The 26,621-nt window shown below is 68.1% G+C and carries 22 protein-coding genes and 2 tRNA genes; 17 read left to right on the forward strand and 7 right to left on the reverse strand.

Going from position 1 to position 26,621, the window contains the following annotated elements:
- The first annotated feature begins 27 nt into the window (after nt 1-27).
- Genes G6N25_RS17565 through G6N25_RS17575 form a run of 3 tightly spaced genes read left to right on the forward strand, consistent with a single transcriptional unit; the run spans nt 28 to nt 5,980 of the window.
- A complete protein-coding gene (locus G6N25_RS17565; protein ID WP_083072008.1) occupies nt 28-4,908 on the forward strand; it encodes an NAD-glutamate dehydrogenase in 4,881 nt (1,626 codons plus the stop codon).
- Nucleotides 4,905-5,321: an acyl-CoA thioesterase gene (locus G6N25_RS17570; protein WP_083072009.1), complete on the forward strand. Its 417-nt coding sequence runs from the start codon at nt 4,905-4,907 to the stop codon at nt 5,319-5,321. Before G6N25_RS17565 ends, G6N25_RS17570 begins: the two co-directional genes overlap by 4 nt.
- Complete coding sequence (locus G6N25_RS17575) at nt 5,306-5,980, forward strand: hypothetical protein (protein WP_083072010.1); 675 nt, start codon at nt 5,306-5,308, stop codon at nt 5,978-5,980. The genes G6N25_RS17570 and G6N25_RS17575 overlap by 16 nt, the downstream gene beginning before the upstream one ends.
- Nucleotides 5,981-6,024: 44 nt before the next feature.
- Here the strand turns inward: G6N25_RS17575 and G6N25_RS17580 are convergent, their stop codons facing one another.
- The 3 genes from G6N25_RS17580 to G6N25_RS17590 form a co-directional block, all read right to left on the reverse strand.
- Nucleotides 6,025-7,041: an FAD/NAD(P)-binding protein gene (locus G6N25_RS17580; RefSeq protein ID WP_083072114.1), complete on the reverse strand. Its 1,017-nt coding sequence runs from the start codon at nt 7,039-7,041 to the stop codon at nt 6,025-6,027.
- A 70-nt stretch (nt 7,042-7,111) separates the two neighbouring features.
- Entirely contained in the window at nt 7,112-8,680 is a 1,569-nt protein-coding gene (locus G6N25_RS17585; RefSeq protein ID WP_083072011.1) for a glycoside hydrolase family 13 protein, read from the reverse strand.
- Nucleotides 8,681-8,704: 24 nt separating this feature from the next.
- Entirely contained in the window at nt 8,705-9,094 is a 390-nt protein-coding gene (locus tag G6N25_RS17590; RefSeq protein WP_083072012.1) for a globin, read from the reverse strand.
- Nucleotides 9,095-9,248: 154 nt separating this feature from the next.
- Here G6N25_RS17590 and G6N25_RS17595 point away from each other — a divergent pair, with 154 nt between their 5' ends.
- The 3 genes from G6N25_RS17595 (at nt 9,249) to G6N25_RS17605 (ending at nt 10,644) form a co-directional block, all read left to right on the forward strand.
- A complete protein-coding gene (locus G6N25_RS17595; RefSeq protein ID WP_083072013.1) occupies nt 9,249-9,896 on the forward strand; it encodes an HNH endonuclease in 648 nt (215 codons plus the stop codon).
- A gap of 66 nt (nt 9,897-9,962) precedes the next feature.
- Nucleotides 9,963-10,190 (forward strand): aa3-type cytochrome oxidase subunit CtaJ, encoded by a 228-nt coding sequence (gene ctaJ, locus G6N25_RS17600; RefSeq protein WP_083072115.1) that lies wholly within the window; start codon nt 9,963-9,965, stop codon nt 10,188-10,190.
- Nucleotides 10,177-10,644 carry a DUF5130 domain-containing protein gene (locus G6N25_RS17605; RefSeq protein ID WP_083072014.1) on the forward strand — a complete coding sequence of 156 codons (468 nt, stop codon included), beginning with the start codon at nt 10,177-10,179 and terminating at the stop codon, nt 10,642-10,644. The genes ctaJ and G6N25_RS17605 overlap by 14 nt, the downstream gene beginning before the upstream one ends.
- A 107-nt stretch (nt 10,645-10,751) precedes the next feature.
- On the opposite strand, the gene pepN is transcribed toward G6N25_RS17605, so the two are convergent.
- Complete coding sequence (gene pepN, locus G6N25_RS17610; protein ID WP_083072015.1) at nt 10,752-13,337, reverse strand: aminopeptidase N; 2,586 nt, start codon at nt 13,335-13,337, stop codon at nt 10,752-10,754.
- Between the two features lie 129 nt (nt 13,338-13,466).
- Between pepN and G6N25_RS17615 the strand changes: the two genes are divergently transcribed.
- From G6N25_RS17615 to G6N25_RS17625, 3 genes are read left to right on the forward strand one after another with little or no spacing between them, the layout of a single operon-like run.
- A complete protein-coding gene (locus G6N25_RS17615; RefSeq protein ID WP_083072016.1) occupies nt 13,467-14,090 on the forward strand; it encodes an Rv2466c family mycothiol-dependent reductase in 624 nt (207 codons plus the stop codon).
- Between the two features lie 58 nt (nt 14,091-14,148).
- Nucleotides 14,149-14,628: a ribose-5-phosphate isomerase gene (locus G6N25_RS17620; RefSeq protein ID WP_083072116.1), complete on the forward strand. Its 480-nt coding sequence runs from the start codon at nt 14,149-14,151 to the stop codon at nt 14,626-14,628.
- 3 nt (nt 14,629-14,631) lie between these two features.
- Nucleotides 14,632-15,438, forward strand: a complete 807-nt coding sequence (locus G6N25_RS17625; RefSeq protein ID WP_083072017.1) for an Fpg/Nei family DNA glycosylase — start codon at nt 14,632-14,634, stop codon at nt 15,436-15,438.
- A 30-nt stretch (nt 15,439-15,468) separates the two neighbouring features.
- Here G6N25_RS17625 and G6N25_RS17630 read toward each other — a convergent pair whose 3' ends face one another.
- The gene (locus G6N25_RS17630; RefSeq protein WP_083072018.1) at nt 15,469-16,662 is read right to left on the reverse strand and encodes a serine hydrolase domain-containing protein; all 1,194 of its coding nucleotides are present in this window, start codon (nt 16,660-16,662) and stop codon (nt 15,469-15,471) included.
- Between the two features lie 29 nt (nt 16,663-16,691).
- Nucleotides 16,692-16,762, reverse strand: a tRNA-Gly gene (locus tag G6N25_RS17635).
- Between the two features lie 146 nt (nt 16,763-16,908).
- On the opposite strand from G6N25_RS17635, the gene G6N25_RS17640 reads away from it, so the two are divergent.
- The 4 genes from G6N25_RS17640 (at nt 16,909) to clpP2 (ending at nt 19,924) form a co-directional block, all read left to right on the forward strand.
- A tRNA-Pro gene (locus G6N25_RS17640) sits at nt 16,909-16,985 on the forward strand.
- A 47-nt stretch (nt 16,986-17,032) separates the two neighbouring features.
- A complete protein-coding gene (gene tig, locus G6N25_RS17645) occupies nt 17,033-18,568 on the forward strand; it encodes a trigger factor (RefSeq protein WP_083072019.1) in 1,536 nt (511 codons plus the stop codon).
- Between the two features lie 118 nt (nt 18,569-18,686).
- Complete coding sequence (gene clpP1 / locus G6N25_RS17650; protein WP_142272437.1) at nt 18,687-19,295, forward strand: ATP-dependent CLP protease proteolytic subunit ClpP1; 609 nt, start codon at nt 18,687-18,689, stop codon at nt 19,293-19,295.
- The gene (gene clpP2 / locus G6N25_RS17655; RefSeq protein ID WP_083072020.1) at nt 19,292-19,924 is read left to right on the forward strand and encodes an ATP-dependent CLP protease proteolytic subunit ClpP2; all 633 of its coding nucleotides are present in this window, start codon (nt 19,292-19,294) and stop codon (nt 19,922-19,924) included. The genes clpP1 and clpP2 overlap by 4 nt, the downstream gene beginning before the upstream one ends.
- Nucleotides 19,925-19,976: 52 nt before the next feature.
- On the opposite strand, the gene mmuM is transcribed toward clpP2, so the two are convergent.
- On the reverse strand, nt 19,977-20,861 hold the full coding sequence (mmuM, locus tag G6N25_RS17660; protein WP_163672621.1) for a homocysteine S-methyltransferase: 885 nt from the start codon (nt 20,859-20,861) through the stop codon (nt 19,977-19,979).
- Between the two features lie 313 nt (nt 20,862-21,174).
- Here mmuM and clpX point away from each other — a divergent pair, with 313 nt between their 5' ends.
- The 4 genes from clpX (at nt 21,175) to mobA (ending at nt 26,444) form a co-directional block, all read left to right on the forward strand.
- The gene (gene clpX / locus G6N25_RS17665) at nt 21,175-22,455 is read left to right on the forward strand and encodes an ATP-dependent Clp protease ATP-binding subunit ClpX (RefSeq protein WP_083072022.1); all 1,281 of its coding nucleotides are present in this window, start codon (nt 21,175-21,177) and stop codon (nt 22,453-22,455) included.
- Nucleotides 22,456-22,742: 287 nt separating this feature from the next.
- A complete protein-coding gene (locus G6N25_RS17670) occupies nt 22,743-24,719 on the forward strand; it encodes a 2-oxoacid:acceptor oxidoreductase subunit alpha (RefSeq protein WP_142272438.1) in 1,977 nt (658 codons plus the stop codon).
- 5 nt (nt 24,720-24,724) lie between these two features.
- The gene (locus G6N25_RS17675) at nt 24,725-25,825 is read left to right on the forward strand and encodes a 2-oxoacid:ferredoxin oxidoreductase subunit beta (protein ID WP_083072117.1); all 1,101 of its coding nucleotides are present in this window, start codon (nt 24,725-24,727) and stop codon (nt 25,823-25,825) included.
- A 1-nt stretch (nt 25,826) separates the two neighbouring features.
- On the forward strand, nt 25,827-26,444 hold the full coding sequence (gene mobA, locus G6N25_RS17680; RefSeq protein WP_083072024.1) for a molybdenum cofactor guanylyltransferase: 618 nt from the start codon (nt 25,827-25,829) through the stop codon (nt 26,442-26,444).
- Nucleotides 26,445-26,621: the final 177 nt, after the last annotated feature.

Below are 26,621 nucleotides of genomic sequence, written 5' to 3' on the forward strand. Positions count from 1 at the left end.
ATTCGCAGCGAGTTGGGAGCAACCGGTATGGCGATCGATCCCGGGGCTAAGCAGGATCTCAAGCCGTGGATCACGTTCACCAAGAGCGAGGACATTCCGGACTGGATCACCAACGCCTACGTCGACAGCTATCGCGGCCCGCGCGGCGGCCAATCGGGGACCCCGGAAACCGGTGGCACCGGTCCGGCCGACCCCGCGGCCATGGTGACCCCCGCCATGCTGCGGGCGCACTATCGGCTCGGCCAGTGCCGCCCGGAACGCAAGAGCTGCGTCTGCGTCCACCCGGCGGACGACCCCGACGGATTCGGGCCGGCTCTGCAGGTCGTCACCGACCACGGCGGCATGCTGCTGGACTCCGTCACCGTGCTGCTGCACCGACTCGGTGTCGGCTACGCGGGCATCATGGCCCCGGTGTTCGACGTGCGTCGCGGCCCGTCGGGGGACCTGCTCGGCATCGAACCGACGCCGCCCGGGGCGTCGCAATACGACGGCGAGGCATGGATATACGTCCAGCTGTCGCCGTCCGTCGACAGCAAGGCCCTCGCCGAGGTCGAACGGCTGTTGCCCAAGGTCCTGACCGACGTCGAACAGGTCGCCACCGACGCCGCGGAGCTCATCACCACCCTGGGCGACCTGGCCGCGGCCGTCGAAACCAACTCCGACGACCGCTTTTCGGCGCCGGACCGTGGGGACGTCGCGGAGCTGCTGCGCTGGCTGGGGAACGGGAATTTCCTGCTGCTGGGCTACCAGCATTGCCGGGTGCATGACGGCCTCGTCTCCGGCGACGGGTCGACCAGCCTCGGCGTCCTGCGCACGCGCACCGGCTCCCGACCCCGGCTGACCGACGACGACCACCTGCTGGTTCTGGCCCAGTCCGTCGTCGGCAGCTATCTGCGCTACGGCGCCTACCCGTACGTGATCGCGGTTCGCGAATTCGTCGAGGACGCCGACCCCGGGGTTATCGAGCACCGCTTTGTGGGGCTCTTCACGGTCGCGGCCATGAACGCGGACGTCCTGGAGATCCCGATGGTCTCGCGCCGGGTCCGCGAGGCCCTCGCGATGGCCGACAGCGACCCGATCCACCCGGGCCAGCTGCTGCTCGACGTCATCCAGACCGTCCCGCGCTCGGAGCTGTTCACGCTGAGCGCCGAGCGGCTCCTGGCGATGGCCAAAGCGGTGGTGGACTTGGGATCCGACCGGCGAGCGTTGTTGTTCCTGCGCGCCGACCGGCTGCAGTACTTCGTCTCGTGCCTGGTCTATGTTCCCCGCGACCGCTACACCACGGCGGTGCGGTTGCAGATCGAGGACATCCTCGTCCACGAATTCGGTGGCACACGACTGGAATTCACCGCTCGCGTCAGCGAATCTCCTTGGGCGCTAATGCATTTCATGGTGCGGCTGCCCCAGGAAGACGATACCACCCCCGCCGCCGCGCCGGTCGACGTCTCGGAAGCCAACCGGATCCGGATCCAGAGGTTGCTCAGCGAGGCCGCGCGAACCTGGGGGGATCGCCTGATCGCCGCCATCGCAGAGCCTTCCAAGGGCGGCGTCTCCCACGCCGACGCCGAGCATTACGCCACCGCCTTTTCCGAGGTCTACAAGCAGGCCGTCACGCCCACCGACGCCATCGAGCACATCGCCATCATCAATGGGCTGACCGACGATTCGGTCAAGCTGGTGTTCTCCGATCGCGGCGAGGACGGGATCGCCCAGCTCACCTGGTTTTTGGGCGGACACACCGCGTCGCTGAGCCAGCTGCTGCCGATGCTGCAAAGCATGGGCGTCGTCGTGCTCGAGGAGCGACCGTTCACGGTAACCCGGCCCGACGGGCTCCCGGTGTGGATCTACCAGTTCAAGATCCAACCGCACCCCACCATCTCGCTGGCCTCGACGGAGGACGAAAGGGATTCCACCGCAGAGCGATTTGCGGACGCGGTCACGGCGATCTGGCAGGGCCGCGTGGAGATCGACCGGTTCAACGAGCTGGTGATGCGCGCGAGGCTGACCTGGCAGCAGGTGGTGCTGATGCGCGCCTACGCGAAGTACCTGCGGCAGGCCGGCTTTCCGTACAGCCAGTCCCACATCGAATCGGTGCTCAACGAGCACCCCTCGACGGTGCGGTCGCTGGTTACCTTGTTCGAGGCGCTTTTCGACCCAAAGGAATCGGGGCCGACCAGCCGCGATGCCCAAGCGGCCGCCGCGGCGGTCGCCGCGGACATCGACGCGCTGGTGAGCCTGGACACCGACCGGATCCTGCGCGCGTTCGCGTCGCTGGTGCAGGCCACCCTGCGGACCAATTACTTTGTGACACGCGAGGGTTCGGCGCGCGCCCGTAATGTCTTGGCGATCAAGCTCGACGCCCAGCTGGTCGACGAGCTGCCGCTGCCGCGCCCCAAGTACGAGATCTTCGTGTATTCGCCCCGCGTCGAAGGCGTGCACCTGAGGTTCGGCCCGGTGGCGCGTGGCGGGCTGCGCTGGTCGGACCGCCGCGACGACTTCCGCACCGAGATCCTGGGCCTGGTCAAGGCGCAGGCGGTGAAGAACGCCGTCATCGTGCCGGTCGGGGCCAAGGGTGGATTCGTTCTTAAGCGTCCGCCACTGCCCACCGGCGACACCGCCGCCGACCGCGACGCCACCCGCGCCGAGGGTGTCGCCTGCTACCAGCTCTTCATCTCCGGGCTGCTCGACGTCACCGACAACGTCGACCACGCCACCGGAAACGTCAGCCCGCCACCCGAAGTCGTACGCCGCGACGGCGACGACGCCTACCTGGTGGTGGCCGCGGACAAGGGCACCGCCACCTTCTCCGACATCGCCAACGACGTCGCGAAGTCCTACGGGTTCTGGCTGGGCGACGCGTTCGCGTCCGGCGGATCGGTGGGCTACGACCACAAGGCCATGGGCATCACCGCAAAGGGCGCGTGGGAGGCCGTCAAACGCCACTTCCGCGAGATGGGCGTCGACACCCAGGCCGAGGACTTCACCGTCGTCGGGATCGGCGACATGAGCGGCGACGTGTTCGGTAACGGCATGCTGCTCTCCAAGCACATCAGGCTGCTGGCCGCCTTCGACCACCGGCACATCTTCCTCGACCCGGACCCCGACGCCGCGGCGTCATGGGAGGAACGCCGGCGCATGTTCGACCTGCCACGGTCGAGCTGGGACGACTACGACAAGTCGTTGATCAGCGAGGGCGGCGGGGTCTACAGCCGTGAGCACAAGGCCATTCCGGTCAGCCCGCGGGTCCGCGACGCCCTCGGCATCGACGGCCCGGCCGATGAGGGAGTCACCGAGATGTCCCCGCCCGAGCTGATCAAGGCGATCCTGCAGGCCCCGGTCGATCTGTTGTTCAACGGCGGCATCGGCACCTACATCAAGGCCGAATCCGAGTCCGACGCCGACGTCGGCGATCGCGCCAACGATCCGGTGCGGGTCAACGGGAATCAGGTGCGCGCCAAAGTGATCGGCGAGGGCGGCAACCTCGGCGTGACGGCGCGGGGCCGCGTCGAGTTCGACCTGTCGGGCGGGCGGATCAACACCGACGCGATGGACAACTCCGCCGGCGTGGACTGCTCCGACCACGAGGTGAACATCAAGATCCTGATCGACTCGCTGGTCACCGCGGGCAAGGTCGAGGCCGGCGAGCGCAAGGCGCTGCTGGAGTCGATGACCGACGAGGTCGCGCAATTGGTGCTCGCCGACAACGAGGAGCAAAACGACTTGATCGGCACCAGCCGCGCCAACGCCGCCAGCCTGCTGCCGGTGCACGCGATGCAAATCAAGTACCTCGAAGGGCGCGGACTCAACCGCGAATTGGAGGCGCTGCCGTCGGAGAAGGAGATTCATCGGCGCACCGACGCCGGGATGGGGCTCACGTCTCCGGAGCTGTGCACGTTGATGGCGCACGTCAAGCTGTCCCTCAAGGAGGACATGCTGACCACCGAGCTGCCGGAGCAGGATGTCTTCGCATCCCGGTTGCCGCAATACTTCCCGACGCCGCTGCGCGAACGGTTCACCCCGGAGATCCGCACGCACCAGCTGCGCCGCGAAATCGTCACCACCATGTTGGTCAACGACCTGGTGGACGCCGCGGGCATCAGCTACGCGTTCCGGATCACCGAAGACGTCGGTGTCGGGCCGATCGACGCCGTGCGCACCTACGCCGCCACCGACGCCATCTTCGGTGTGGGTGAGATCTGGCGGCAGATCCGCGCGGCGAACCTGCCCGTCGCGGTGTCGGACCGGCTGACGCTGGACACCCGGCGGCTGATCGACCGCGCCGGACGCTGGCTGCTCAACTACCGCCCGCAGCCCCTGGCCGTCGGCGCCGAGATCAACCGGTTCGCCGCGAAGGTCAAAGAGCTGACGCCACGGATGTCGGAGTGGCTGCGCGGCGACGACAAGGCGATCGTGGAAAAGGAAGCCGCGGACTTCGCGTCGCAGGGGGCGCCCAAGGACCTGGCCTACATGGTCGCGGCCGGCCTGTACCGCTACAGCCTGCTCGACATCATCGACATCGGCGACATCACCGAAATCGACACCGCCGAGGTCGCCGACACCTATTTCGCCCTGATGGACCGGCTGGGCACCGACGCCTTGCTGACGGCGGTCTCGGAGCTACCCCGACTCGACCGCTGGCAGTCGTTGGCGCGCTTGGCGATTCGTGACGACATCTACGCCTCGGTGCGGTCGCTGTGCTTCGACGTGCTCGCCGTCGGGGAGCCCGACGAGAGCGGCGAAGAAAAGATCGCCGAGTGGGAGCACATCAGCGCATCACGGGTGGAGCGGGCCCGTCGCACGCTCACCGAGATCCAGGAAAGCGGGGCAAAGGATCTCGCGACGCTGTCGGTGGCCGCGCGGCAGATCCGCCGGATGACCCGCACCAGCGGGAGGGGATCGTCGAGTTGAGCATCGGCTTCGTCGCGGGCGTGCCGGTGCGCTGGTCCGACATCGACATGTACCAGCACATCAACCACGCCACCATGGTCACCATCCTCGAAGAGGCGCGCGTCCCCTTCCTCAAGGAGCCATTCGCCGCCGACATCGCCTCCGTCGGGCTGCTGATCGCCGACGTCCGGGTCACCTACAAGGACCAGCTGCGGCTGGCCGATTCGCCTCTGCAGGTGACCATGTGGACCAAGCGGCTGCGGGCGGTCGACTTCACGCTGGGCTACGAGGTGCGCTCGGTCAACGCGGACCCGCAGTCCAGGCCCGCCGTCATCGCCGAGTCGCAGCTGGCCGCGGTCCATATCGAGGAGCAGCGGCTGGTCCGGCTTTCGCCACAGCATCGGGAGTATCTGCAACGGTGGCTCCGGGACTAGACAGGGCAGCCGAGCGCGGGCTGTGGCTGCGTGACGCCACGCACCGCGGGGATCTGGGCACGTTCGTCGATCACGCGGCGCGGCTCGACGACGCCGCCGTCATCCGGCTTCGCGCTCGATCCGCCGGGCAGCTGACGGCCTGGGTGGCAACGGGTTTCGACGTGCTGGCCAGCCGGGTGGTCGTCGGCAGGGTGCGGCCCGACGACTTGTCGGTGGCCGCGGACGCCCTGGCGCGCGGCCTGGCGGCAATGGACGCCTCGGGCTACGTCGACCCGGGCTTCGCCATGGACTCGGCGTGGCGGGGCGCGCTGCCGCCGGAATCCGGCTTCACCCACCTCGAAGACGTCCCCGCGCGGGTGATGCTGGACCTGGCGCAGCGCGGCGCGCGACTCGCCAGGGAACACGGCGGTTCCCATGGCCCGCCGGTCTCGCTGCTCGACCAGGAGGTCATCCGGGTCAGCGCGGCCGACGTCAGCGTCGGCCTCCCGATGCGCTGCGTGTTCGCCTTGACCGCAATGGGTTTCCTGCCGCAGTCACCCGATGCGATCGGCGCCGACGAGATCGTCCGGATCCGGATCCTGCCGAACTGGCTGCGGGTCGACGCCAAGTTCGGCTCGGTGTACCGACGCCGCGGCCATGCGGCGCTGGTGCTGCGCTGAGCGCATTTAGCTCAGCGCGAGTTTAAAGGGCCAGGCGGGCCCGGTCACGGGCCGTAACGCAACCAGAGCGGCAGAATCGAATCCAGGTAGTCCATGAACTTCTTGAGCCCGACCCGATATTGGCCGAATCCATAGGGATCTTCGGCATATTCGGGAAAGGCGATGCCCAGACCGAACAGGCCGGGAGCGATGATGCCGTTTTGTTGGTTGTACTCCAGCTGCCCCCACTGCGGGGTCTCCGGTAATTTTCTGCGCTCGAATCCAACGGTATAGACGACGCGGTCGCAGGCGTCGAGTTTCTCGCTGAATTCGGGGCCGGCCACCCAGCATCTCTCCAGGCGGTCCGGATATGCCCCGTCAATGTTCTCGCGGGCCCATTCGGCCGCGCGCCCTTTGAGGCCGGTGTCGTCGAACAGGATCCAATCGTCCAGATACACGGCATATTTCAGCGGGCTTTGATAGAAGTTGATCACCCTTTTGACGGGATGGCACAGCAGATTCGGTAACACGATCATCGACGAGTGCGAGGAGCCGAAGACGGCCACCGTTGCACCGTCCAACGATTGATCGGCCAGCTTCTCGGGATCGAGGGCGACCTCCACCGGAATCTCGTCCAGGCCGGGATAGTCGAGCTTCTTCGGAACCGCACCCACGGCGAGGATCACATTCTCGGAGGCGACCTCGTGACGCTCCGTCTCGATTGTCCAGTGGCGGCGGCGAAGCGAGAGGGCGGTCGCCGTCGTCTCGAAGGCGTTCACCCTTTCGCGCAGGTGCTGAGTGATCCAGACCAAGGGATCCGCGACCAGACCAAGGGCGCACGTCTCGTCGGGGTCGACTTCCCGCAGCGGCATGGGCGGCGCCTCCGAAAACCGAAACGCGGATGAGCCATTCAGGAAGCTCAGGAATGTCCCGACGATGGTGTTACTCGACACCGACCGCCACTTTTGACCCAGGTCGCCGGCCGCAAAGGCGGGATCGATCCAGGCGATCTCGTCGTTCGGAATTCCCCGGTCGAGAAGCCTTCCCACCGCCGCAATGCCCGCGGGTCCCGCTCCGATCACTGTCCACGCATAGGGCGCCATGTAACACATATAGGGCACTCGGCGGCGAGGCGCTCGATTTGGGTGGCGGCTACACCAGCCAGGCCGCCGCGTCCGGCGGCAACTTGCCGTCCACCAGCGGCGCGCTGGCCAAGATCACTTCTCCCGGTGGGAGGGCCATCGGCAGGCGGCCGGCGTTCAGCGCACACGCCAAGGCGCCGCCGTTGCGTTCGAAGACCAGCAATTCGGGGGTGGCGGTCAGCCACTCGAGCTCGCCGCCCTCGAATTCGGCTCGCTCCCTGCGTAACTCGAGTGCCTTCCGATAGAAGGACAGCGTCGAGTCGGGATCCGCGCGCTGCTTCTCCACGGTCAGCGCCGCCCACTCCGCCGGCATCGGCAACCAGGTGTCGGCGGAGCTGGAGAACCCGAACGGGGGATCCTCGCCCGACCACGGAATCGGGACCCGGCACTTGTCGCGGCCTCGCTCGGTGTGTCCCGACCGTTCCCACGTCGGGTCCTGCAGCACCTCGTCGGGCAGCTCGACGTCGGGCAGGCCCAGCTCTTCGCCGTTGTAGACGAACACCGAGCCGGGCAGGGCGAGCATCACCATCGCCATGGCCCGCGCCCGGCGCAGCCCGACCTCGCCACCGCCATAGCGGGTGACCTCGCGGCCGACGTCGTGGTTGGACAGCGTCCACGTCGGGATGGCCTTTTCGATTGCGGTGGCGGCCAACGAATTGTCTATCGCGTCGTGGATTTCTCGCGCGTCGAAGTCGATCTTGGTCAGCCGGAAGTTGAAGCCGAGGTGCAGTTCGTCGGGCCGCAGATACTCCGCCCAGCGGGCGTTGTCGGTGACCCAGACCTCGCCGACGGTCACCGCTCCGGGATAGTCGTTGACGACCTTGCGGATGTCGCGGTGGATCTCGTGCACGCTCGGGTGGTTGAAGCGCGGGTCGTCGTCGGTGTGGTGCAACACCTTGGCCTCGACGTCCGGCGAGTCCGGCAGGCCGGGCGGCTTGGCCATCCCGTGCGCCACGTCGATGCGGAAGCCGTCGACACCGCGCTCCAGCCAGAAGCGCAGCGTCTTCTCGAAGTCGTCGAAGACGTCCGGGTGTTCCCAGTTGAGGTCGGGCTGCTCGGCGTCGAAAAGGTGCAGATACCACTGGCCGGGGTTGCCGTCCGGTTCGACCACCCGGGTCCAGGCCGACCCGCCGAACACCGACGTCCAGTTGTTCGGCGGCAGCTCCCCGGCGGTGCCTCGACCGTCGCGAAAGAAATAGCGTTCCCGCGCGTCGGTGCCCGGGCCGGCGGCCAGCGCCGCCTGAAACCACGGGTGCGCCGAACTGGTGTGGTTGGGCACCACGTCCATCGTGACCTTGATGCCGCGCTCGTGCGCCGCGGCGATCAGCCGTTCGATCGCGGCCATCCCGCCGAACAGCGGGTCGATGTCGCGCGGATCGGCGACGTCGTAGCCGTGATCGGCCATCGGCGACACGGTGACCGGGTTCAGCCAGATCGCGTCGATACCCAACTGTTCCAGGTACCCCAGCCGCGCCGTCAGGCCGTCCAGGTCGCCGACCCCGTCGCCGTCGCTGTCGGCGAACGACCGCGGATACACCTGGTAAAAGACCGCGCTTGACCACCATGGCTCGGGGCTCATGCCGCTCCGTTCAGTTGCTTGGCATCACAGGGACGAATTGACCAGGGAGTGCGCGGCCATGTCCAGGTACTCGAGCAACTCGCGGCGATGCTCGTCGTCGAGGGTTTGCGAGTCGATGGACGCCACCGCGGTGTGCATGCACCGCAGCCAGGCGTCGCGCTCGAGCGGGGTGATCCGGAACGGAACGTGCCGCATCCGCAGCCGCGGGTGCCCGCGCCGGTCGGAGTAGGTCCGCGGACCACCCCAGTACTGCTCGAGGAACATGCGCAACCGCTCCTCGGCGCCGTCCAGGTCGTCCGCGGGGTACAGGTCGCGGAGGATCTCGTCCTCCGGGACCTGCGCATAGAAGCGCGACACGATCGCGTGGAAGGTCTCGGCACCGCCGACGGCATCGTAGAAGCTCACCTGATCCATCGCCTCCCATTGTGGTGCATCGGCCCGCCGGCGACGCGAGGCGACCCTCGCGACACGGCCGCGCACGCCTGCTGTTCACCGGCTCGACATGGCGCGCGTCTGCAATAGGCGTGCGATTGGCGGCGAATCATGGTGGACTATCCGCGGAGGATCTATGGCGCATGGCAAGAGACGCCGCAGCCACCGCAGTCCCGGTGCCGCGGCAGGGTTAACCGGGCCCACAACCGCGTCATCCCTGCACAGCGTCGACACTCACCCGCCCACCCGCCACGAGAGCGCGTCGATCTGGAGTCGCCGGCGGGTCCTGCTGCTCAATTCCACCTACGAGCCGCTGACCGCGCTGCCGATGCGGCGGGCCATCGTCATGGTGATCTGCGGCAAGGCCGACGTCGTGCACGACGACCCGGCCGGGCCGGTGATCCACTCGGCGACCAGGTCGATCGTGGTGCCGTCGGTGATCCAGCTGCGCTCCTACGTGCGCGTTCCGTACCGCGCGCGCGTCCCGATGACCCGCGCCGCGCTGATGCACCGCGACCGGTTCTGCTGCGCCTACTGCGGGGCGAAGGCCGACACTGTCGACCACGTGGTGCCACGCAGCCGCGGCGGCGACCACTCCTGGGAAAATTGCGTCGCGTGCTGCTCGACGTGCAACCACCGCAAGGGCGACAAGCTGCTCGCCGAGCTGGGCTGGGCGCTGCGCCGGGCCCCGCTGCCGCCGACGGGGCAGCACTGGCGACTGCTGTCGACGGTCAAGGAACTGGACCCGGCCTGGGCCCGATACCTCGGCGAAGGCGCGGCGTAGGACGCGCTTCCGATGTCCGGGTGCCGGTGGATCGCCCGGTGGGATACGGTTTGCGTCGTGAGCCTTCTGGAGATCCACCTGTACTTCATCGGAATCCCGCTGTTGCTGGTGCTCGTGCTGTCGGTGCTGATCTGGTTGCACAAGGGGCCCCACCCCGCGACCTACACGTTGTCGGAGAAGTGGACGCATGCCCCGATCCTGTGGGCCGCCACCGACGAGGACGTCGGCGGCGCGCACGGCGGGCATGGCACATCGGAATTTTCGGTCGGAGGTGGCGCCAGTGGCACGTGGTGAGGTAGCGACGATCGAGCCCAGCGAGTTGCCCGCGGGTTCGGTGATCACCACCAGCGGACGGATCTCGGGGGTCACCGAGCCCGGCGAGCTGTCCGTGCACTACCCGTTCCCGACCAAGGACCTGGTCGCCATCGACGACGCGCTGAAGTACGGCTCGCGGGCGTCGCGGGCGCGGTTCGCCATCTACCTCGGCGACCTGGGGAGCGACACCGCCGCCCGGGCCCGCGAGATTCTGGCCCAGGTGCCGACGCCGGACAACGCGGTGTTGCTCGCCGTCTCGCCCGACCAGTGCGCCATCGAGGTGGTCTACGGGGCCCAGGTCCGGGGCCGCGGCGCCGAATCGGCCGCGCCGCTGGGGGTGGCCGCCGCGGCGTCGGCGTTCGAGCAGGGCGAACTGGTCGACGGGCTGGTCAGCGCGATCCGCGTGCTCAGCGCCGGGATCTCCCCGGCCTAGCCGCCCGGCCGGCCTAGCCGTGGCCTAGCCGCCCGGTCCCCGGCGAGCGTGCGCAGTTGTACGCGACACGCCGGTCGATCCTGTACAGACACGCACGCTCGGCGTGGTTAGTTGGCGGCGGCGCTGTCGAACGCGCGGGCCCGCAGGGCCCGCTTCACGCCGGCCTGGCCCTCCAGCACCAGGCGACGCAGGGCGGGCGGCACCTCTGACTCCGGGGCGGCCAACAACTCGTCCGCGGCCGCGACCCCGGCGTCGCTGATGTCCCAGGACGGGTACAGGCCGACCACCACCGTCTGGGCGACCTCGCTGGATCGCCGCGCCCACACCCCCGGTATGGCCTCGAAGTAGCGCGCGGTGAACGGCGTGAGCAGTTCGCCTTGCCCCGGCGGAGCGAAGCCCGCGATGATCGCGCGGGCCGTGATGTTGGCCAGGGTGTCGTCCTCGACCACCGTGGTCCAGGCCTCTTCTTTGACCCGCGGTTGCGGACGCGCCGCCGCCGCCTGGGCGCCGTGTCGCTTGCCGGCGGCGGTCGGGTCGCGCTGCACCTCGGCGTCGATGAAAGGCGTCGCGGGCCCGTCGGCGTCGATGTCGCCGGCGGTGGCCAGCGCCGTCACGATGCGCCAGCGCAGGTCGGTGTCGACCTGCAGGCCGGCCAGCCCCAGGTCGGCGGGGTCGCGGTCGAGCAGGTCGGCCAGGACCACCACATGCCGGGGTGACAGCACCGACGAGCACAGCGTGTTGACGAAGGCCAGCTGGTGATCCGAGCCGGGCCGCGCGCCGCGCGCCAGTTCCAGCAGCCGGTCGGCGAACCGCGGCCAGCCCTGCTCACGCGCCCACCCCGGCTCGGCGTAGGAGCCCAGCGCCGTCTGGGCCTGCAGCAGCAGCCGCTGCGCCACCCCGACCTCGGTTTCGGCCCGCACGCCGCCCGAGACCAGCGCCACGAAATCACGGGCCCGCAGTTCCGCCTCGCGGGTCATCTCCCACGCCGCCGACCAGATCAGCGTGCGCGGCAGCGGCTCGGCGATGTCGGCGATGCGCTCCAGCGCGGTCCGCAGCGACTCGGCGTCCAGCCGAAGCGAACAATAGGTCAGGTCGTCATCGTTGACCAGGATCAGCTGGCCACGCGAAACGCCAACCAGCGCGGGGACTTCCGTGACGGAGCCCTCGACGTCGAGCTCCTCGCGGTGCACCCGCACCAGCTTGCCGGCCCCGTCCTCGTCGTAGATCCCGATCGCCAGCCGATGCACCCGGGTCTCGCCCGCACCCGGCTCCGCGCCGCCCTGCGTCACCGCGAACCGGGTGAACCTGCCGTCCGCGTTGACGCCGAAGTCCGGCCGAAGCGTATTCAGCCCAGTGGTTTTCAACCACTGCCGACCCCAATTCGACAGGTCGCGGCCCGACGCCTGCTCCAGCGCGGCCAGCAGATCGCCGAACGTGGCGTTGCCGAACGCGTGCGCGCGGAAGTAGTCGCGCAGGCCGGCCAAGAACTGCTCCAGCCCGACGTAGGCGACGAGCTGCTTGAGCACCGAAGCGCCCTTGGCGTAGGTGATCCCGTCGAAGTTCACCTCGACGGCGGCCAGGTCGGGGATGTCGGCCGCGATCGGATGCGTCGACGGCAATTGGTCCTGACGGTACGCCCACGACTTCTCGGCGGTGGCGAACGTCGTCCACGCCTCGGTGAATTCGGTTGCCTCGCTTTGGCACAACACCGACGCGAACGTCGCGAACGACTCGTTGAGCCACAGGTCGTCCCACCATGTCATGGTGACCAGGTCCCCGAACCACATGTGCGCCATCTCGTGCAGCACCGTCTCGGCGCGCCGCTCGTAGGAGGCCCGGGTGACCTTGCTGCGGAAGACGTAGTCCTCCAGGAATGTCACCGCCCCGGCGTTTTCCATTGCGCCGGCGTTGAACTCGGGGACGAACAGCTGGTCGTACTTGCCGAACGCGTACGGTAGCCCAAAGTTCTTATGGTAGAAGCCAAATCCCTGCTTGGTCTGGGTGAACAACCGCTCGGCGTCCATGTGCTGCGCCAGCGAGGCCCGGCAGTAGAGGCCCAACGGGATCTCGCCGTGCTCGTCGCTGTAGGAGTCCTTCCACTCGGCGTACGGGCCGGCGATCAGGGCCACCAGGTAGGTGCTCATCCGCGGGGTGGTGGCGAAGGTGTGCACACCGATCCCATCGGTGGCGTCGACCGCCACCGGGGCGCCGTTGGAGATCACCTTCCAGTGCGCGGGTGCGACCACCCGCAGGTCGAACGTCGCCTTGAGGTCGGGTTGGTCGAAGCAGGCGAACATCCGCTTGGCGTCGGCGGTTTCGAACTGCGAATACAGGTAGGCCTCGTCGTCCACCGGGTCGACGAAGCGATGCAACCCCTCGCCGGTGTTGGAGTAGCGGCAGTCGGCGTCGACGACGACGACGTTGCGCTTCTCCAGCCCGCGCAGGGGGATGCCGGTCGACTCGTCGTATCCGGACACGTCGAGCTCGCGGCCGTTGAGGGTGGCGCCGCGGACGGTGTCGGCGGCGATGTCGATCACCGTGTCGGCGCCGGGGAGCGCGTCGAACTCCACGGTGGTGGTGGACCGGAAGGTCCGTTCGCCGGCCGTGACGTCGAGGTCGATCCGGTAGCTGTCGACGGTGATCAAGGCGGCGCGTTCGACGGCCTGGTCCCGGGTGAGGTTAGGAAGGGCCACGCGTCCAACTTAAACGTGTCGGTGCACGCGGGGTAATCGGTGCGACGGAGCGGGAACAGGCGGACCGTGACTACGGTTGTGCAGAGCGGTGTTCTGACCGTCTGCCACCGCCAGGAGAGGACTGCTGCGATGCCCGAGAAGGCCCCCGCGAAAAACCAAGCCGATTTCTGGTTCGACCCCCTGTGTCCGTGGTGCTGGATCACGTCGCGCTGGATCCTGGAGGTTGAGCGGGTTCGCGACATCGACGTGCACTTTCACGTCATGAGCCTTGCGATACTCAACGAGAACCGCGAGGGCCTGCCCGAGAAATATCGCGAAAACATGAAGCGGGCCTGGGGGCCGGTGCGGGTGGCGATCGCCGCCGAGCAGGCCCACGGCTCCGGCGTCCTCGACCCGCTCTACACCGCGATGGGCACCCGGATTCACAACGAGGGCAACAAGGACCTCGATGAGGTCATCAAGCTGTCGCTGGCCGACGCCGGTCTGCCGGCGGAGTTGGCCGCGGCGGCCGAGAGCGACGCGTACGACGACGCGCTGCGCAAGAGCCACCACGCCGGGATGGACGCGGTCGGTGACGACGTCGGTACGCCGACCATCCACGTCAACGGTGTGGCGTTCTTCGGGCCGGTGCTGTCGAAAATCCCGCGTGGCGAGGAAGCGGGCAAGCTCTGGGACGCCTCGGTCACGTTCGCGTCCTACCCACACTTCTTCGAGCTGAAGCGGACCCGCACGGAGCCGCCCGAATTCGACTAGACCCAGTCCGGGCGGCGAGACCCGCCGGGCGGCGCGCGGCTGTGTAAGGATGACGGGCATGCGCGTCTACCTGGGTTCCGACCACGCCGGATACGAGCTCAAGCAGCGGATCATCGAGCACCTCACGCAATCCGGGCACGAGCCGATCGACTGCGGCGCCTTCGGCTACGACCCCGACGACGATTACCCGGCGTTTTGCATCGCCGCCGCGACACGCACCGTGGCCGACCCCGACAGCCTGGGCATCGTGCTGGGCGGGTCGGGCAACGGTGAGCAGATCGCGGCCAACAAGGTCCCGGGGGCGCGCTGCGCGCTGGCGTGGAGCGTCGAGACCGCGACGCTGGCCCGTCAACACAACAACGCGCAGCTGATCGGCATCGGCGGGCGCATGCACACCGTGGCCGAGGCGCTGTCCTTCGTCGATGCGTTCCTGAACACGCCGTGGTCGAAAGCGCAACGCCACCAACGTCGTATCGACATCCTCGCCGAATACGAACGCACGCACCAGGCGCCTCCGGTGCCCGGCGCGCAAGGCTGAGAGGTGCCCGAGGGGCATACCCTGCACCGGCTGGCCCGGCTGCACCAGCGCCGGTTCGCCGGTTCGCCGGTCGCGGTGTCCAGCCCGCAGGGCCGATTCGCGGGCCCGGCGGCCGTGGTGGACGGCCGGGTGCTGCGGCGGACCAGCGCCTGGGGCAAGCACCTGTTTCATCACTACGCCGACGGCCCGATCGTGCACGTGCATCTCGGTCTGTACGGCGCCTTCACCGAATGGGAACGGCCCAACGGCGCGCCGCTGCCCGAACCGGCCGGACAGGTGCGGATGCGGATGGTCGGCGCCGACTACGGCACCGACCTGCGCGGCCCGACCGTGTGCGAGGTGATCGACGAAGGTCAGGTCAGCGATGTGGTGGCCAAGCTGGGTCCCGACCCCTTGCGCGCCGACGCCGACCCGTCGTCGGCGTGGGCCCGGATTACCAAGTCGCGCAGGCCCATTGGCGCGCTGTTGATGGACCAGACCGTCATCGCCGGCGTGGGCAACGTGTACCGCAGCGAGTTGCTGTTCCGCCACCGCATCGATCCGTTCCGGCCCGGCCGGGCGATCAGCGAGCCGGAATTCGACGCGGCGTGGACCGACCTGGTGGCGTTGATGAAGGTCGGTTTGCGCGGCGGCGCGATCGTCGTGGTGCGGCCCGAACACGACCACGGCCCGCCGTCGTACCTGCCCAGTCGGCCCCGGACGTATGTGTACCGGCGCGCGGGGGAGGCGTGCCGGGTGTGCGGGGGACCCGTCCGCACGGCGGAGCTGGAGGGCCGAAACGTGTTTTGGTGCCCGGCGTGCCAGCGATGAGACGTGGGCCCAAGCCCGGTGGAAGGCGGTTTACGTGTGCGCCCGCTCGATGACCCCCAGCGCGGCGTAGACCTCGTTGCTGAGGGCGACGCTGCGCGGGTCGGCATTGGCCTTGGTGGCATCGAAGCGATTCGTCACGTACGCGTAGCCGATTCGGTGTTCCAGGTCGACGAAACCGAACGAGCCACCCAGGCCGCCGTGGCCGAAGATCCGCGGGTTGGGGCCGTTGATGCCGCGCTGGTTGAGCATGTAGCCGAGGCCCCAGCCGTGGTCGGCGACCCGCGGGCCCAGCACCAAGTCGGTGTCGAAACCGCCCTGCGGCACCCGGACCACGTCCATGTGCTCACGGCTCAGGAGTTTCTCCTGCGCGAGCGCGTTGTAGAAGGTCGCCAACCCCAGCGCCGACACCTGGCCGTTGGTGCCGGGGAACTCGAGCTGGCGCCACAGCTCGAGGTCGTGGGAGCCGAGTTCGTCGTCGGGGGCGAATCCCATCGAAATCGACAGCGCAGCCTTGGGGTGTTCGGTCAGGCTGGTCGGGTGGCCGGGGGCGTTCACGTCGGCCAGCAGATCTCGCGCGTGCGGCTTGTTCACCCGCTCGGCGCAGCGGCGTTGGTCGGCCGGGGACAGCCCGATGTGGACGTCGGCGCCCAGCGGTTCGGCGATCTCGGTGCGCAGGTACTGGCCGACCGTCCGACCGGTGACCCGGCGGAACACCTCGCCGAGGATGAAGCCGAAGGTGGTCATGTGGTAGCCCTGGGCGGTGCCCGGCTCCCACCAGGGCTCCGCGGCCGCGAGCTGCTCGCAGACGAAGTCCCAGTCGGCGACTTTTTCCCAGCTCATTCGGGTGCGGGGCCCGATGACACCGGAGCGGTGGCCCAAGACCATGGCCAGGGTGATGGCGTCCTTGCCCGCCTGCCCGAACTGGGGCCAGTAGCGGGCGACCGGCGCGTGCAGGTCCAGCTCGCCGCGGTCGGCCAGTTGGTGGACGCAGGTGGCCGTCAGCCCCTTGGTGCCCGAGAGCACCGTGGTCAGGGTGTTTTGTTGCCAGGGCCGGGTGCGGGCCGCGTCGGCCCAGCCGCCCCAGAGGTTGACGACGAGCTCCCCATCGACCCAGGCCGCGACCGCCGCGCCAACCTCATCTCGCAGCACAAAGTTGCGCTCGAACGCGTCGCGCACGCCGGCGAAGTCCGACGCGCATGAGCCCTGAATGCCGACGTGGCTCATGGCCCCCCTGTGCACAGATCGTTAGCCGGAGCGGGCGACGGGAATCGAACCCGCGTAGCTAGTTTGGAAGACTAGGGCTCTACCATTGAGCTACGCCCGCAAGTGTTAGTCGAGCGAGACTGTATCTGGCGGTCACTTTCAAATCTAATCGAAGCGGTTCCGTGATCGCTCCGTGAGGTCTTGGGGCCGCCGCGCGGCCTGTGGCGAGCCCGACCCCGACGGGCCTTAGGATCATCGAGGTCAGCGCGGGGTGTAGCGCAGCTTGGTAGCGCATCCGCTTTGGGAGCGGAAGGCCGCAGGTTCAAATCCTGTCACCCCGACCAGACCGGCGCCGTACCGCGGCACGACCAGACACCGAGGAGCGACACCCGTGAAGAGCAGCGTCGAGCAGTTGAGCCCCACCCGGGTGCGCATCAACGTGGAGGTGCCGTTCACCGAACTGGAACCCGATTTTCAACGGGCCTACAAGGAGCTGGCCAAACAGATTCGGCTGCCCGGTTTCCGGCCCGGTAAGGCGCCCGCGAAGCTGCTCGAGGCCCGCTTCGGCCGGGAGGCGATGCTCGACCAGGTCGTCAACGAGGCGCTGCCCGCCCGGTACGGACAGGCGGTGGCGGAGTCGGACGTGCAGCCGCTCGGCCAGCCCAGCATCGAGGTCACCAAGAAGGAGTACGGCCAGGAGCTGGCGTTCACCGCGGAGGTCGACGTCCGTCCCGAGATCACCCTTCCCGACCTGGGTGGGCTGACGGTCTCGGTGGATCCGGTCGAGGTCACCGACGCCGACGTCGACGCCGAACTGGAGTCGTTGCGTGCCCGGTTCGGCACCCTGAAAGGGGTGGACCGGCCGGTGGCTCTCGGTGACTTCGTCTCTATCGACCTGTCGGCCACCGTCGGCGGCGAGGACGTGCCCAACGCCCGCACCGAGGGACTGTCCCACGAGGTCGGCTCCGGCCGGCTCATCGAGGGCCTCGACGACGCGCTCGTCGGCCTGTCCGTCGACGAATCCCGGGAATTCACCGCGACGTTGGCGACCGGCGAACACGCCGGCCAAGACGCGCAGGTCACCGTCACCGTCCGGTCGATCAAGGAACGTGAACTGCCGGATCCCGACGACGAGTTCGCCCAGTTGGCCAGCGAATTCGACACCATTGACGAGCTGCGGTCCAACCTCCGCGACCAGGTGGGTCAGGCCAAGCGCGTGCGGCAGGCCGCGCAGATTCGCGACGCGGCGATCGAGGCCCTCCTCGATCAGGTCGACGTGCCGCTGCCGGAGACGATCGTCAAGGCCCAGTTCGACAGCGCCCTGCACGGTGCACTCAGCGGTGTGAACCACGACGAGGCCCAGTTCGAACAGATCCTCGCGGGCCAGGGCAAGTCTCGCCAGCAGTTCGAGGTCGACGCGCACAACGCCGCGGAGACGGACGTCAAGCGGCAGCTGCTGCTGGACGCGCTGGCCGACGACTTGCAGGTCCGCGTCGGCCAGACCGACATCACCGAACGACTGGTGATGGCGGCCCGGCAGTACGGCGTCGAGCCGCAGCAGCTGTTGGCCTACCTGCGGGAGCACAACCAGCTGTCGGCCATGTTCGCCGATGTCCGTCGCGAGCTGACCCTCGCCGCGGTGATCGACGCGGCCACCGTCACCGACACCGACGGAAACGCCATCGACACGAGCGAGTTTTTCGGCAGGCGCCCGGAGGGTGACGAGGCCGAACCGGTGGGTGTGTCTGAGGAGGCCGACAAAGCCGGCCCGGAGGGTGACGATGCCGAGCCGGTGGGTGAGGCTGAGGAGGCCGACAAAGCCGGCCCGGAGGGTGACGATGCCGAGCCGGTGGGTGTGGCTGAGGAGGCCGACAAAGCCGGCCCGGAAGCCGACGCCGGGGACGCCGCCGACGATGAAGCCAAGTGACCGGCTATGACGCTGTGAGCGAACGCGCCCGTTTCAGGGGGGTGCGCGGCCGCCGCACAGGGGCTTGGTTGGTTAGGGTCGGTGCAGAGAAGAACTCGAGAAAGCAGGTGTCCCAACTGTGAGCAAAGCGACTGACATGCGTTCGAACTCGCAGGGTCTCAACCTCACGGACTCGGTCTATGAGCGCTTGCTCTCCGAGCGCATCATCTTCCTGGGCTCGGAGGTGAGCGACGAGATCGCCAACCGGCTGTGCGCACAGATCCTGCTGCTCGCCGCCGAGGACGCCACCAAGGACATCTCGCTGTACATCAACTCGCCGGGCGGCTCGATCAGCGCCGGGATGGCGATCTACGACACCATGGTCCTGGCGCCCTGCGACATCGCCACCTACGCGATGGGCATGGCCGCCTCGATGGGCGAATTCCTGCTGGCGGCCGGCACCAAGGGCAAGCGCTACGCGCTGCCGCACGCCCGCATCCTGATGCACCAGCCGCTGGGCGGGGTGACCGGCAGCGCGGCCGACATCGCCATCCAGGCCGAGCAGTTCGCCGTCATCAAAAAGGAAATGTTCCGGCTCAACGCGGAATTCACCGGCCAGCCGATCGAGCGCATCGAGGCCGACTCGGACCGGGACCGCTGGTTCACCGCCCAGGAAGCCCTGGAATACGGGTTCGTCGACCACATCATCACCCGCGCCGCCCACATCACCAACGGAGAAGCCCAGTGAATCAGATCCAGCCCCAGGCGCGGTACATCCTGCCGTCGTTCATCGAGCACTCCAGCTTCGGCGTCAAGGAGTCCAACCCCTACAACAAGCTGTTCGAGGAGCGCATCATCTTCCTCGGCGTCCAGGTCGACGACGCCTCGGCCAACGACATCATGGCCCAGCTGCTGGTGCTCGAGTCGCTGGACCCCGACCGCGACATCACCATGTACATCAACTCGCCCGGCGGGGGGTTCACCTCGCTGATGGCGATCTACGACACCATGCAGTACGTGCGCGCCGACATCCAGACGGTGTGCCTGGGTCAGGCCGCCTCGGCGGCGGCGGTGCTGCTGGCCGCCGGGACGCCGGGCAAGCGGATGGCGCTGCCCAACGCGCGGGTCCTGATCCACCAGCCGTCGCTGTCCGGCGTGATCCAGGGCCAGTTCTCCGACCTGGAGATCCAGGCCGCCGAGATCGAGCGGATGCGCACGCTGATGGAGACCACGCTGGCCCGGCACACCAATAAGGACGCCGCGGTGATCCGCAAGGACACCGACCGGGACAAGATCCTGACCGCCGAAGAGGCCAAGGACTACGGGATCATCGACACCGTCCTGGAATACCGGAAGCTGTCCGCGCAGACCGCGTAGCCCCCTTCGCCGAGCGTGTTCTGAGGGCGAGAAATCGGCCGATTTTGCGCCCTCAGAACACGCTCGGCGAAAGTGCCGGCGCCAGTTCGGCGATGTCGGCGGGCCGCACGCGGCAGCAGCCGCCGACGATGCGCGCGCCGGCCGCCGCCCACCGCGTCGCGAGCCGCGCGGAGAACCTTCGCGGCCCGACCCACGCGCGGCCGTCCCAGCGCTCGCCGCTGTTGGGGTAGACGATCACCGGCTTGCCGACATCGGACGACATGCCGATCGCCGGCAGCACGTCGTCGGGCGCACAGCAGTTGACGCCGATCGCCACGATCTCGTCGGCCCCGGCGGCCACCGCGAACGCCTCGGCGAGTGGCTGCCCGGCGCGGGTCCGCGTCCCGTCGATGGTGTAGCTGAGCCAGGCGGGCACGCCGACGGAGCGAACCAGATCGACCAGCGCCTCGGCCTCGTCGAGATCGGGCACGGTTTCCAGGGCGAGCACGTCGGCGCCGGCGTCGGCCAGGATTTCCAGCCGGGGCCGATGCCAGCGCATCAACGCCGCGACGGACAGGCCGTAGCGTCCGCGATATTCGGACCCGTCGGCCAGCGCCGCGCCGTACGGGCCGACCGAGGCGGCGACGAGCAGCCCAGCCGCGCCGGCTTCGTCACGCGCGGCCTTGGCGAGTTCGACGCTGCGGCGCAGCAACGCGGCGGCGTCCCGTCGGTCGATTCCACGGGCCGCGAAGCCCTCGAACGACGCCTGATAGCTTGCGGTCGTCGCAATCTTGGCGCCCGCACGAAAATATGCGGAGTGCACCGCGACGATCTCCCGCGGGTCGTCGGCCAGCAGCCTGGCCGACCACAACGGGTCGGACAGGTCATGACCGCGCGCTTCGAGCTCGGTGGCCAGGCCGCCATCGGCGATCAGCACGGATTCGCGGGGCAAAGCCAATCCCACTCAATCACTCTAGGGTGGACGGGCGTTGGGCTGGCCAAACAGCCATCGGGTGGACGGCGCATCCGGCTCGAACGGGTAACGACCGCGACACGCCAAAGACACGGAAGGCGCGTCTCAGCGAGTGACCGGCGGGGTCTGCCTATATGTTTCATTCAGACCGACAGGCATGAATACCATGAATACCAACGAATACCAACGACGCTATTCGGCGCTAATGGTCGCCGCGAACGCGAGCAAGCGGGTAGCGTCGGGGGATACATGCGGCAGAGCAAGACGACCGGCGAACAGGAAGTAGGCCCTCAGCACCATGGCGCGCATCGGAGACGGCGGCGACCTGCTTAAGTGCTCGTTCTGCGGGAAGAGCCAGAAGCAGGTCAAGAAACTCATTGCGGGTCCCGGTGTGTACATCTGCGATGAGTGCATCGACCTCTGTAACGAGATCATCGAAGAGGAACTCGCCGACGCCGACGACGTCAAGCTCGACGAACTGCCCAAGCCCGCCGAGATCCGCGAATTCCTCGAGGGATACGTCATCGGGCAGGACACGGCGAAGCGGACGCTGGCCGTCGCGGTTTACAACCACTACAAGCGGATTCAGGCCGGCGAGAAGGGCCGTGATTCCCGGGCGGAGCCCGTGGAGCTGACCAAGTCCAACATCCTGATGCTCGGGCCCACCGGCTGCGGTAAGACCTACCTGGCCCAGACGCTGGCCAAGATGCTCAACGTGCCGTTCGCCATCGCCGATGCCACCGCGCTGACCGAGGCCGGTTACGTCGGTGAGGACGTCGAGAACATCTTGCTGAAACTCATCCAGGCCGCCGACTACGACGTCAAGCGCGCCGAGACCGGCATCATCTACATCGACGAGGTCGACAAGATCGCCCGCAAGAGCGAGAACCCGTCGATCACCCGCGACGTCTCCGGTGAGGGCGTCCAGCAGGCCCTGCTGAAGATCCTGGAGGGCACCCAGGCGTCGGTTCCCCCGCAGGGCGGCCGCAAGCACCCCCATCAAGAGTTCATCCAGATCGACACCACCAACGTGCTTTTCATCGTCGCGGGCGCGTTCGCCGGGCTGGAGAAGATCATCTACGAGCGCGTCGGCAAGCGCGGGCTGGGCTTCGGCGCCGAGGTTCGCTCCAAGGCCGAGATCGACACCACCGACCACTTCGCCGACGTCATGCCCGAGGACCTCATCAAGTTCGGCCTGATCCCCGAGTTCATCGGGCGGCTCCCGGTGGTTGCCTCGGTCACCAACCTCGACATGGAGTCGTTGGTCAAGATCCTGTCCGAGCCGAAGAACGCGTTGGTCAAGCAGTACACCCGGCTTTTCGAAATGGACGGCGTGGAGCTGGAGTTCAGCGACGACGCGCTGGAGGCGATCGCCGACCAAGCGATCCACCGCGGCACCGGCGCCCGCGGTCTGCGCGCGATCATGGAGGAAGTCCTGCTGCCGGTGATGTACGACATCCCGAGCCGCGACGACGTCGCCAAGGTCGTGGTGACCAAGGAGACCGTGCAGGACAACGTGTTGCCGACGATCGTGCCGCGCAAGCCGTCGCGCAGCGAGCGCCGCGACAAGACCGCCTAACGCTTCAGCGCGCCGTCGACCTCCCGCGGAACCCGCATCACCGCGGGGCCGGGCGTGATCAATAACACAGTTTCGAGTGATCCGCACCCCATCCCCATGCTGACTTCGGCTTTAGCGACAAACTCGCTGCATGCAATGGGTCCGAGACGCCCATGCGCCCCAGGGAGCAGTGCCATAATTGGTACCGCTAGTGACACACAAGCGTGAGGGCGCGGGGAGTCCGCCGGCGGCGCGTACCCTAAAGCTCCAGCGGAGTCTTATCCGCACAACGAATGGAAGGCGGAGACGTGGATCCGAACGGCAGCGGAGCCGGGTCTGATTCTCGCGATGGCTCCCCTCGGAATGGGTCCTCTCGCACCGGGTCCGAGCGGCAGCGTCTGGAACAAGTCGTCATCCGGTTCGCCGGGGACTCCGGCGACGGCATGCAGCTGACCGGTGACCGGTTCACGTCCGAGGCGGCGCTTTTCGGCAACGACCTGGCGACCCAGCCGAACTATCCCGCCGAGATCCGCGCTCCCGCAGGCACTTTGCCCGGGGTCTCGTCCTTCCAAATCCAGATCGCCGACTACGACATCCTGACCGCCGGCGACCGCCCCGACGTCCTCGTCGCCATGAACCCGGCGGCGCTGAAGGCCAACATCGGCGACTTGCCGCGCGGCGGAATGGTGATCGCGAACTCCGACGAGTTCACCAAGCGCAACCTGACGAAGGTGGGTTACGTCACCAACCCGCTGGAGTCCGACGAATTGTCCGACTACGTCGTGCACTCCGTCGCCATGACCACGCTGACCCTCGGGGCCGTCGAGGCGATCGGCGCGTCGAAGAAGGACGGTCAGCGCGCCAAAAACATGTTCGCCCTTGGCCTTTTGTCCTGGATGTACGGGCGGCCGATCGAGGCCAGCGAGAAATTCATCCGGGAGAAGTTCGCCCGCAAGCCCGACATCGCGGAGGCCAACGTCCTCGCGCTCAAGGCGGGCTGGAACTACGGCGAGACGACCGAGGCGTTCGGCACCACCTACGAGGTGTCGCGGGCGACCCTGCCGTCCGGCGAATATCGCCAGATCTCGGGCAACACCGCGCTGGCGTACGGCATTGTGGCGGCCGGTCAGCTGGCGGGCATTTCGGTCGTGCTCGGCAGCTATCCGATCACGCCGGCCTCCGACATCCTGCACGAGCTGTCCAAGCACAAGAACTTCAACGTGATCACCTTCCAGGCCGAAGACGAAATCGGCGGCATCTGCGCGGCGATCGGCGCGTCCTACGGCGGCGCGCTCGGCGTCACCAGCACGTCCGGGCCGGGGATTTCGCTGAAGTCGGAGGCGTTGGGCCTCGCGGTGATGACCGAGCTGCCGTTGCTGGTCATCGACGTGCAGCGGGGTGGTCCCTCGACCGGCCTGCCCACCAAGACCGAGCAGGCCGACCTGCTGCAGGCGTTGTACGGCCGGAATGGGGAGTCACCCGTGGCGGTGCTGGCGCCACGGTCGCCGTCCGACTGCTTCGAGATCGCCCTCGAGGCGGCGCGCATCGCGGTGTCCTATCACACCCCGGTGATCGTGTTGTCCGACGGCGCGATCGCCAACGGCTCTGAGCCATGGCGAATTCCGGACGTCGGCGCGCTGCAGCCCATCAAGCACACCTTCGCCAAATCGGGCGAGCCCTTCCAGCCGTACGCGCGCGACCCGGAAACGCTCGCCCGCCAATTCGCCGTGCCGGGCACCCCCGGGCTGGAGCACCGCATCGGTGGCCTGGAGGCGGCGAACGGCTCGGGCAACATCTCCTACGAGCCGGTCAACCACGACCTCATGGTCCGGTTGCGGCAGGCCAAGATCGACGGCATCGCCGTTCCCGACCTGGAGGTCGACGACCCGACCGGGGACGCCGAGCTGCTGCTGATCGGGTGGGGCAGCTCGTACGGTCCCATCGGTGAAGCCTGCCGGCGCGCGCGGCGCAAGGGCATCAAGGTCGCGCACGCCCACCTGCGCCACCTCAGCCCCTTCCCGGCGAACCTGGGCGACGTGCTCCGGCGCTACCCGAAGGTGGTATGCCCGGAGATGAACCTGGGCCAGCTGGCGCTGGTGCTGCGGGGCAAGTATCTGGTCGACGTGCAATCGGTCACCAAGGTTCAGGGTGTCGCGTTCCTCGCCGACGAGATAGGGCGCGTCATCCGCGCCGCGCTGGGCGGAACGCTGGCCGAGGTTGAGCAAGACAAGACGATGGTCGCCAGAATGGCGGCGGCAACGGTTGGAGCGGGAGCTAGCGCATGACCGACATGACTGACGTGATCGGCGATCTGGCGGGCACGGACCTCGGGCTGACTCCGAGGTTGACCAAAAACGACGGGGTGCCCACCGTCTCTGTTGAAGACCAGCCGCAGAAGGCCAAGGACTTCACCACCGACCAGGAGGTGCGCTGGTGCCCGGGCTGCGGTGACTACGTCATCCTCAACACCATCCGCAACTTCCTGCCGGACCTCGGGCTGCGCCGCGAGAACATCGTGTTCGTCAGCGGCATCGGCTGCTCGAGCCGCTTCCCGTACTACCTGGAGACCTACGGGTTTCACTCCATCCACGGCCGCGCGCCGGCCATCGCGACCGGTTTGGCGCTGGCCCGCGAGGACCTGTCGGTGTGGGTGGTCACCGGCGACGGCGACGCGCTGTCGATCGGCGGCAACCATCTGATCCACGCGCTGCGCCGCAACGTCAACATCACGATCCTGCTGTTCAACAACCGGATCTACGGGCTGACCAAGGGCCAGTACTCGCCGACGTCGGAGGTCGGCAAGGTCACCAAGTCGACACCGATGGGGTCGCTGGATCACCCGTTCAACCCGGTCTCGCTGGCGCTGGGCGCCGAGGCCACCTTCGTCGGTCGCGCGCTGGACTCCGACCGCAGCGGCCTCACCGAGGTGCTGCGCGGCGCCGCCGAGCACCGGGGCGCGGCGGTTGTCGAAATCCTGCAGGACTGCCCGATTTTCAACGACGGCTCCTTCGATGCGCTGCGCAAGGAGGGCGCCGAGGAGCGGGTGATCAACGTCCGCCACGGCGAGCCAATTGTGTTCGGCGCCAACGGCGAATACTGCGTGGTGAAGTCGGGGTTCAGCCTGGAGGTGGCGAAGACCGCCGACGTGGCCGTCGAGGAGATCGTCGTCCACGACGCGCACGCCGACGAGTCGGCCTACGCGTTCGCGCTGTCCCGACTCTCCGATCAGAACCTCGACCACACCGTGCTGGGCATCTTCCGTGACGTCAAGCGCCCCACCTACGACGACGCGGCGCGCTCCCAGGTTCGTGCCGCCCGGTCGTCGAAGCCGTTCGACTCCGGCGCCCTGCAGTCGCTGCTGCGCGGGCGCGACACCTGGACCGTCGACTGACGTGGCCGAGCGCGTGCCCGACGCGGCGGAACAGGCCGGGTCGCTGGCGGGGATAGTCCTCGCAGGAGGCGAATCGCGGCGCATGGGCCGTGACAAGGCCGGCCTGCCGGGGCCCGGCGGCGCGGCCACCCTGGCCGAGTTCGTCGTGGGTGTTGTCGCCCAGCGCTGCGAACCCGTTTTCGTGATGGCCGCCCCGGGACAACCGTTGCCGGCGCTACGGGCCCGCATCATCCGCGACGAGGTGCGCGGGCTGGGACCGCTGCCGGCGACCGGGCGTGGACTGCGCGCGGCCGCGGAGGCGGGCGCGCGGTTCGCCTTCGTGTGCGCCGTCGACATGCCGCTGCTGACCGTCGAATTGATCGACGACCTCGTCCGCCTCGCCACCGAGACCGACGCCGAGGTGGTGTTGCCCTGGGACGGTCGCAGCCACTACCTGGCCGCGGTGTACCGCACCGACCTGGCCGACCGGATCGACGCGCTGGTCGCCGCCGGGGAGCGCAAGATGAGCGCCTTGATCGACGCTTCAGACGCCCAGCAGATCGTCCTGCCGGATTCGCGGCCGCTGACGAACGTCAACACGGACGCCGACCTGCGCGCCCTGGTACGGCCGGGGGCTTGAGAATAGGCCCGCCGCCACGCGCGGCTTGAATCGGCTTGAATCGGCTTGAATCGGCGTGGTGCGGCCCTTTATATCTTTTGTGTAAAGTCCGGGATTTTTATCGGATTCGACAATTCTTTTCCGGACAAATCGAATTAGCGCCGCCCCGGCGCGAGCGGCGCGCCTCGCCGGCCTATC

This window comes from Mycobacterium heidelbergense, from assembly GCF_010730745.1.
Lineage (GTDB): Bacteria > Actinomycetota > Actinomycetes > Mycobacteriales > Mycobacteriaceae > Mycobacterium > Mycobacterium heidelbergense.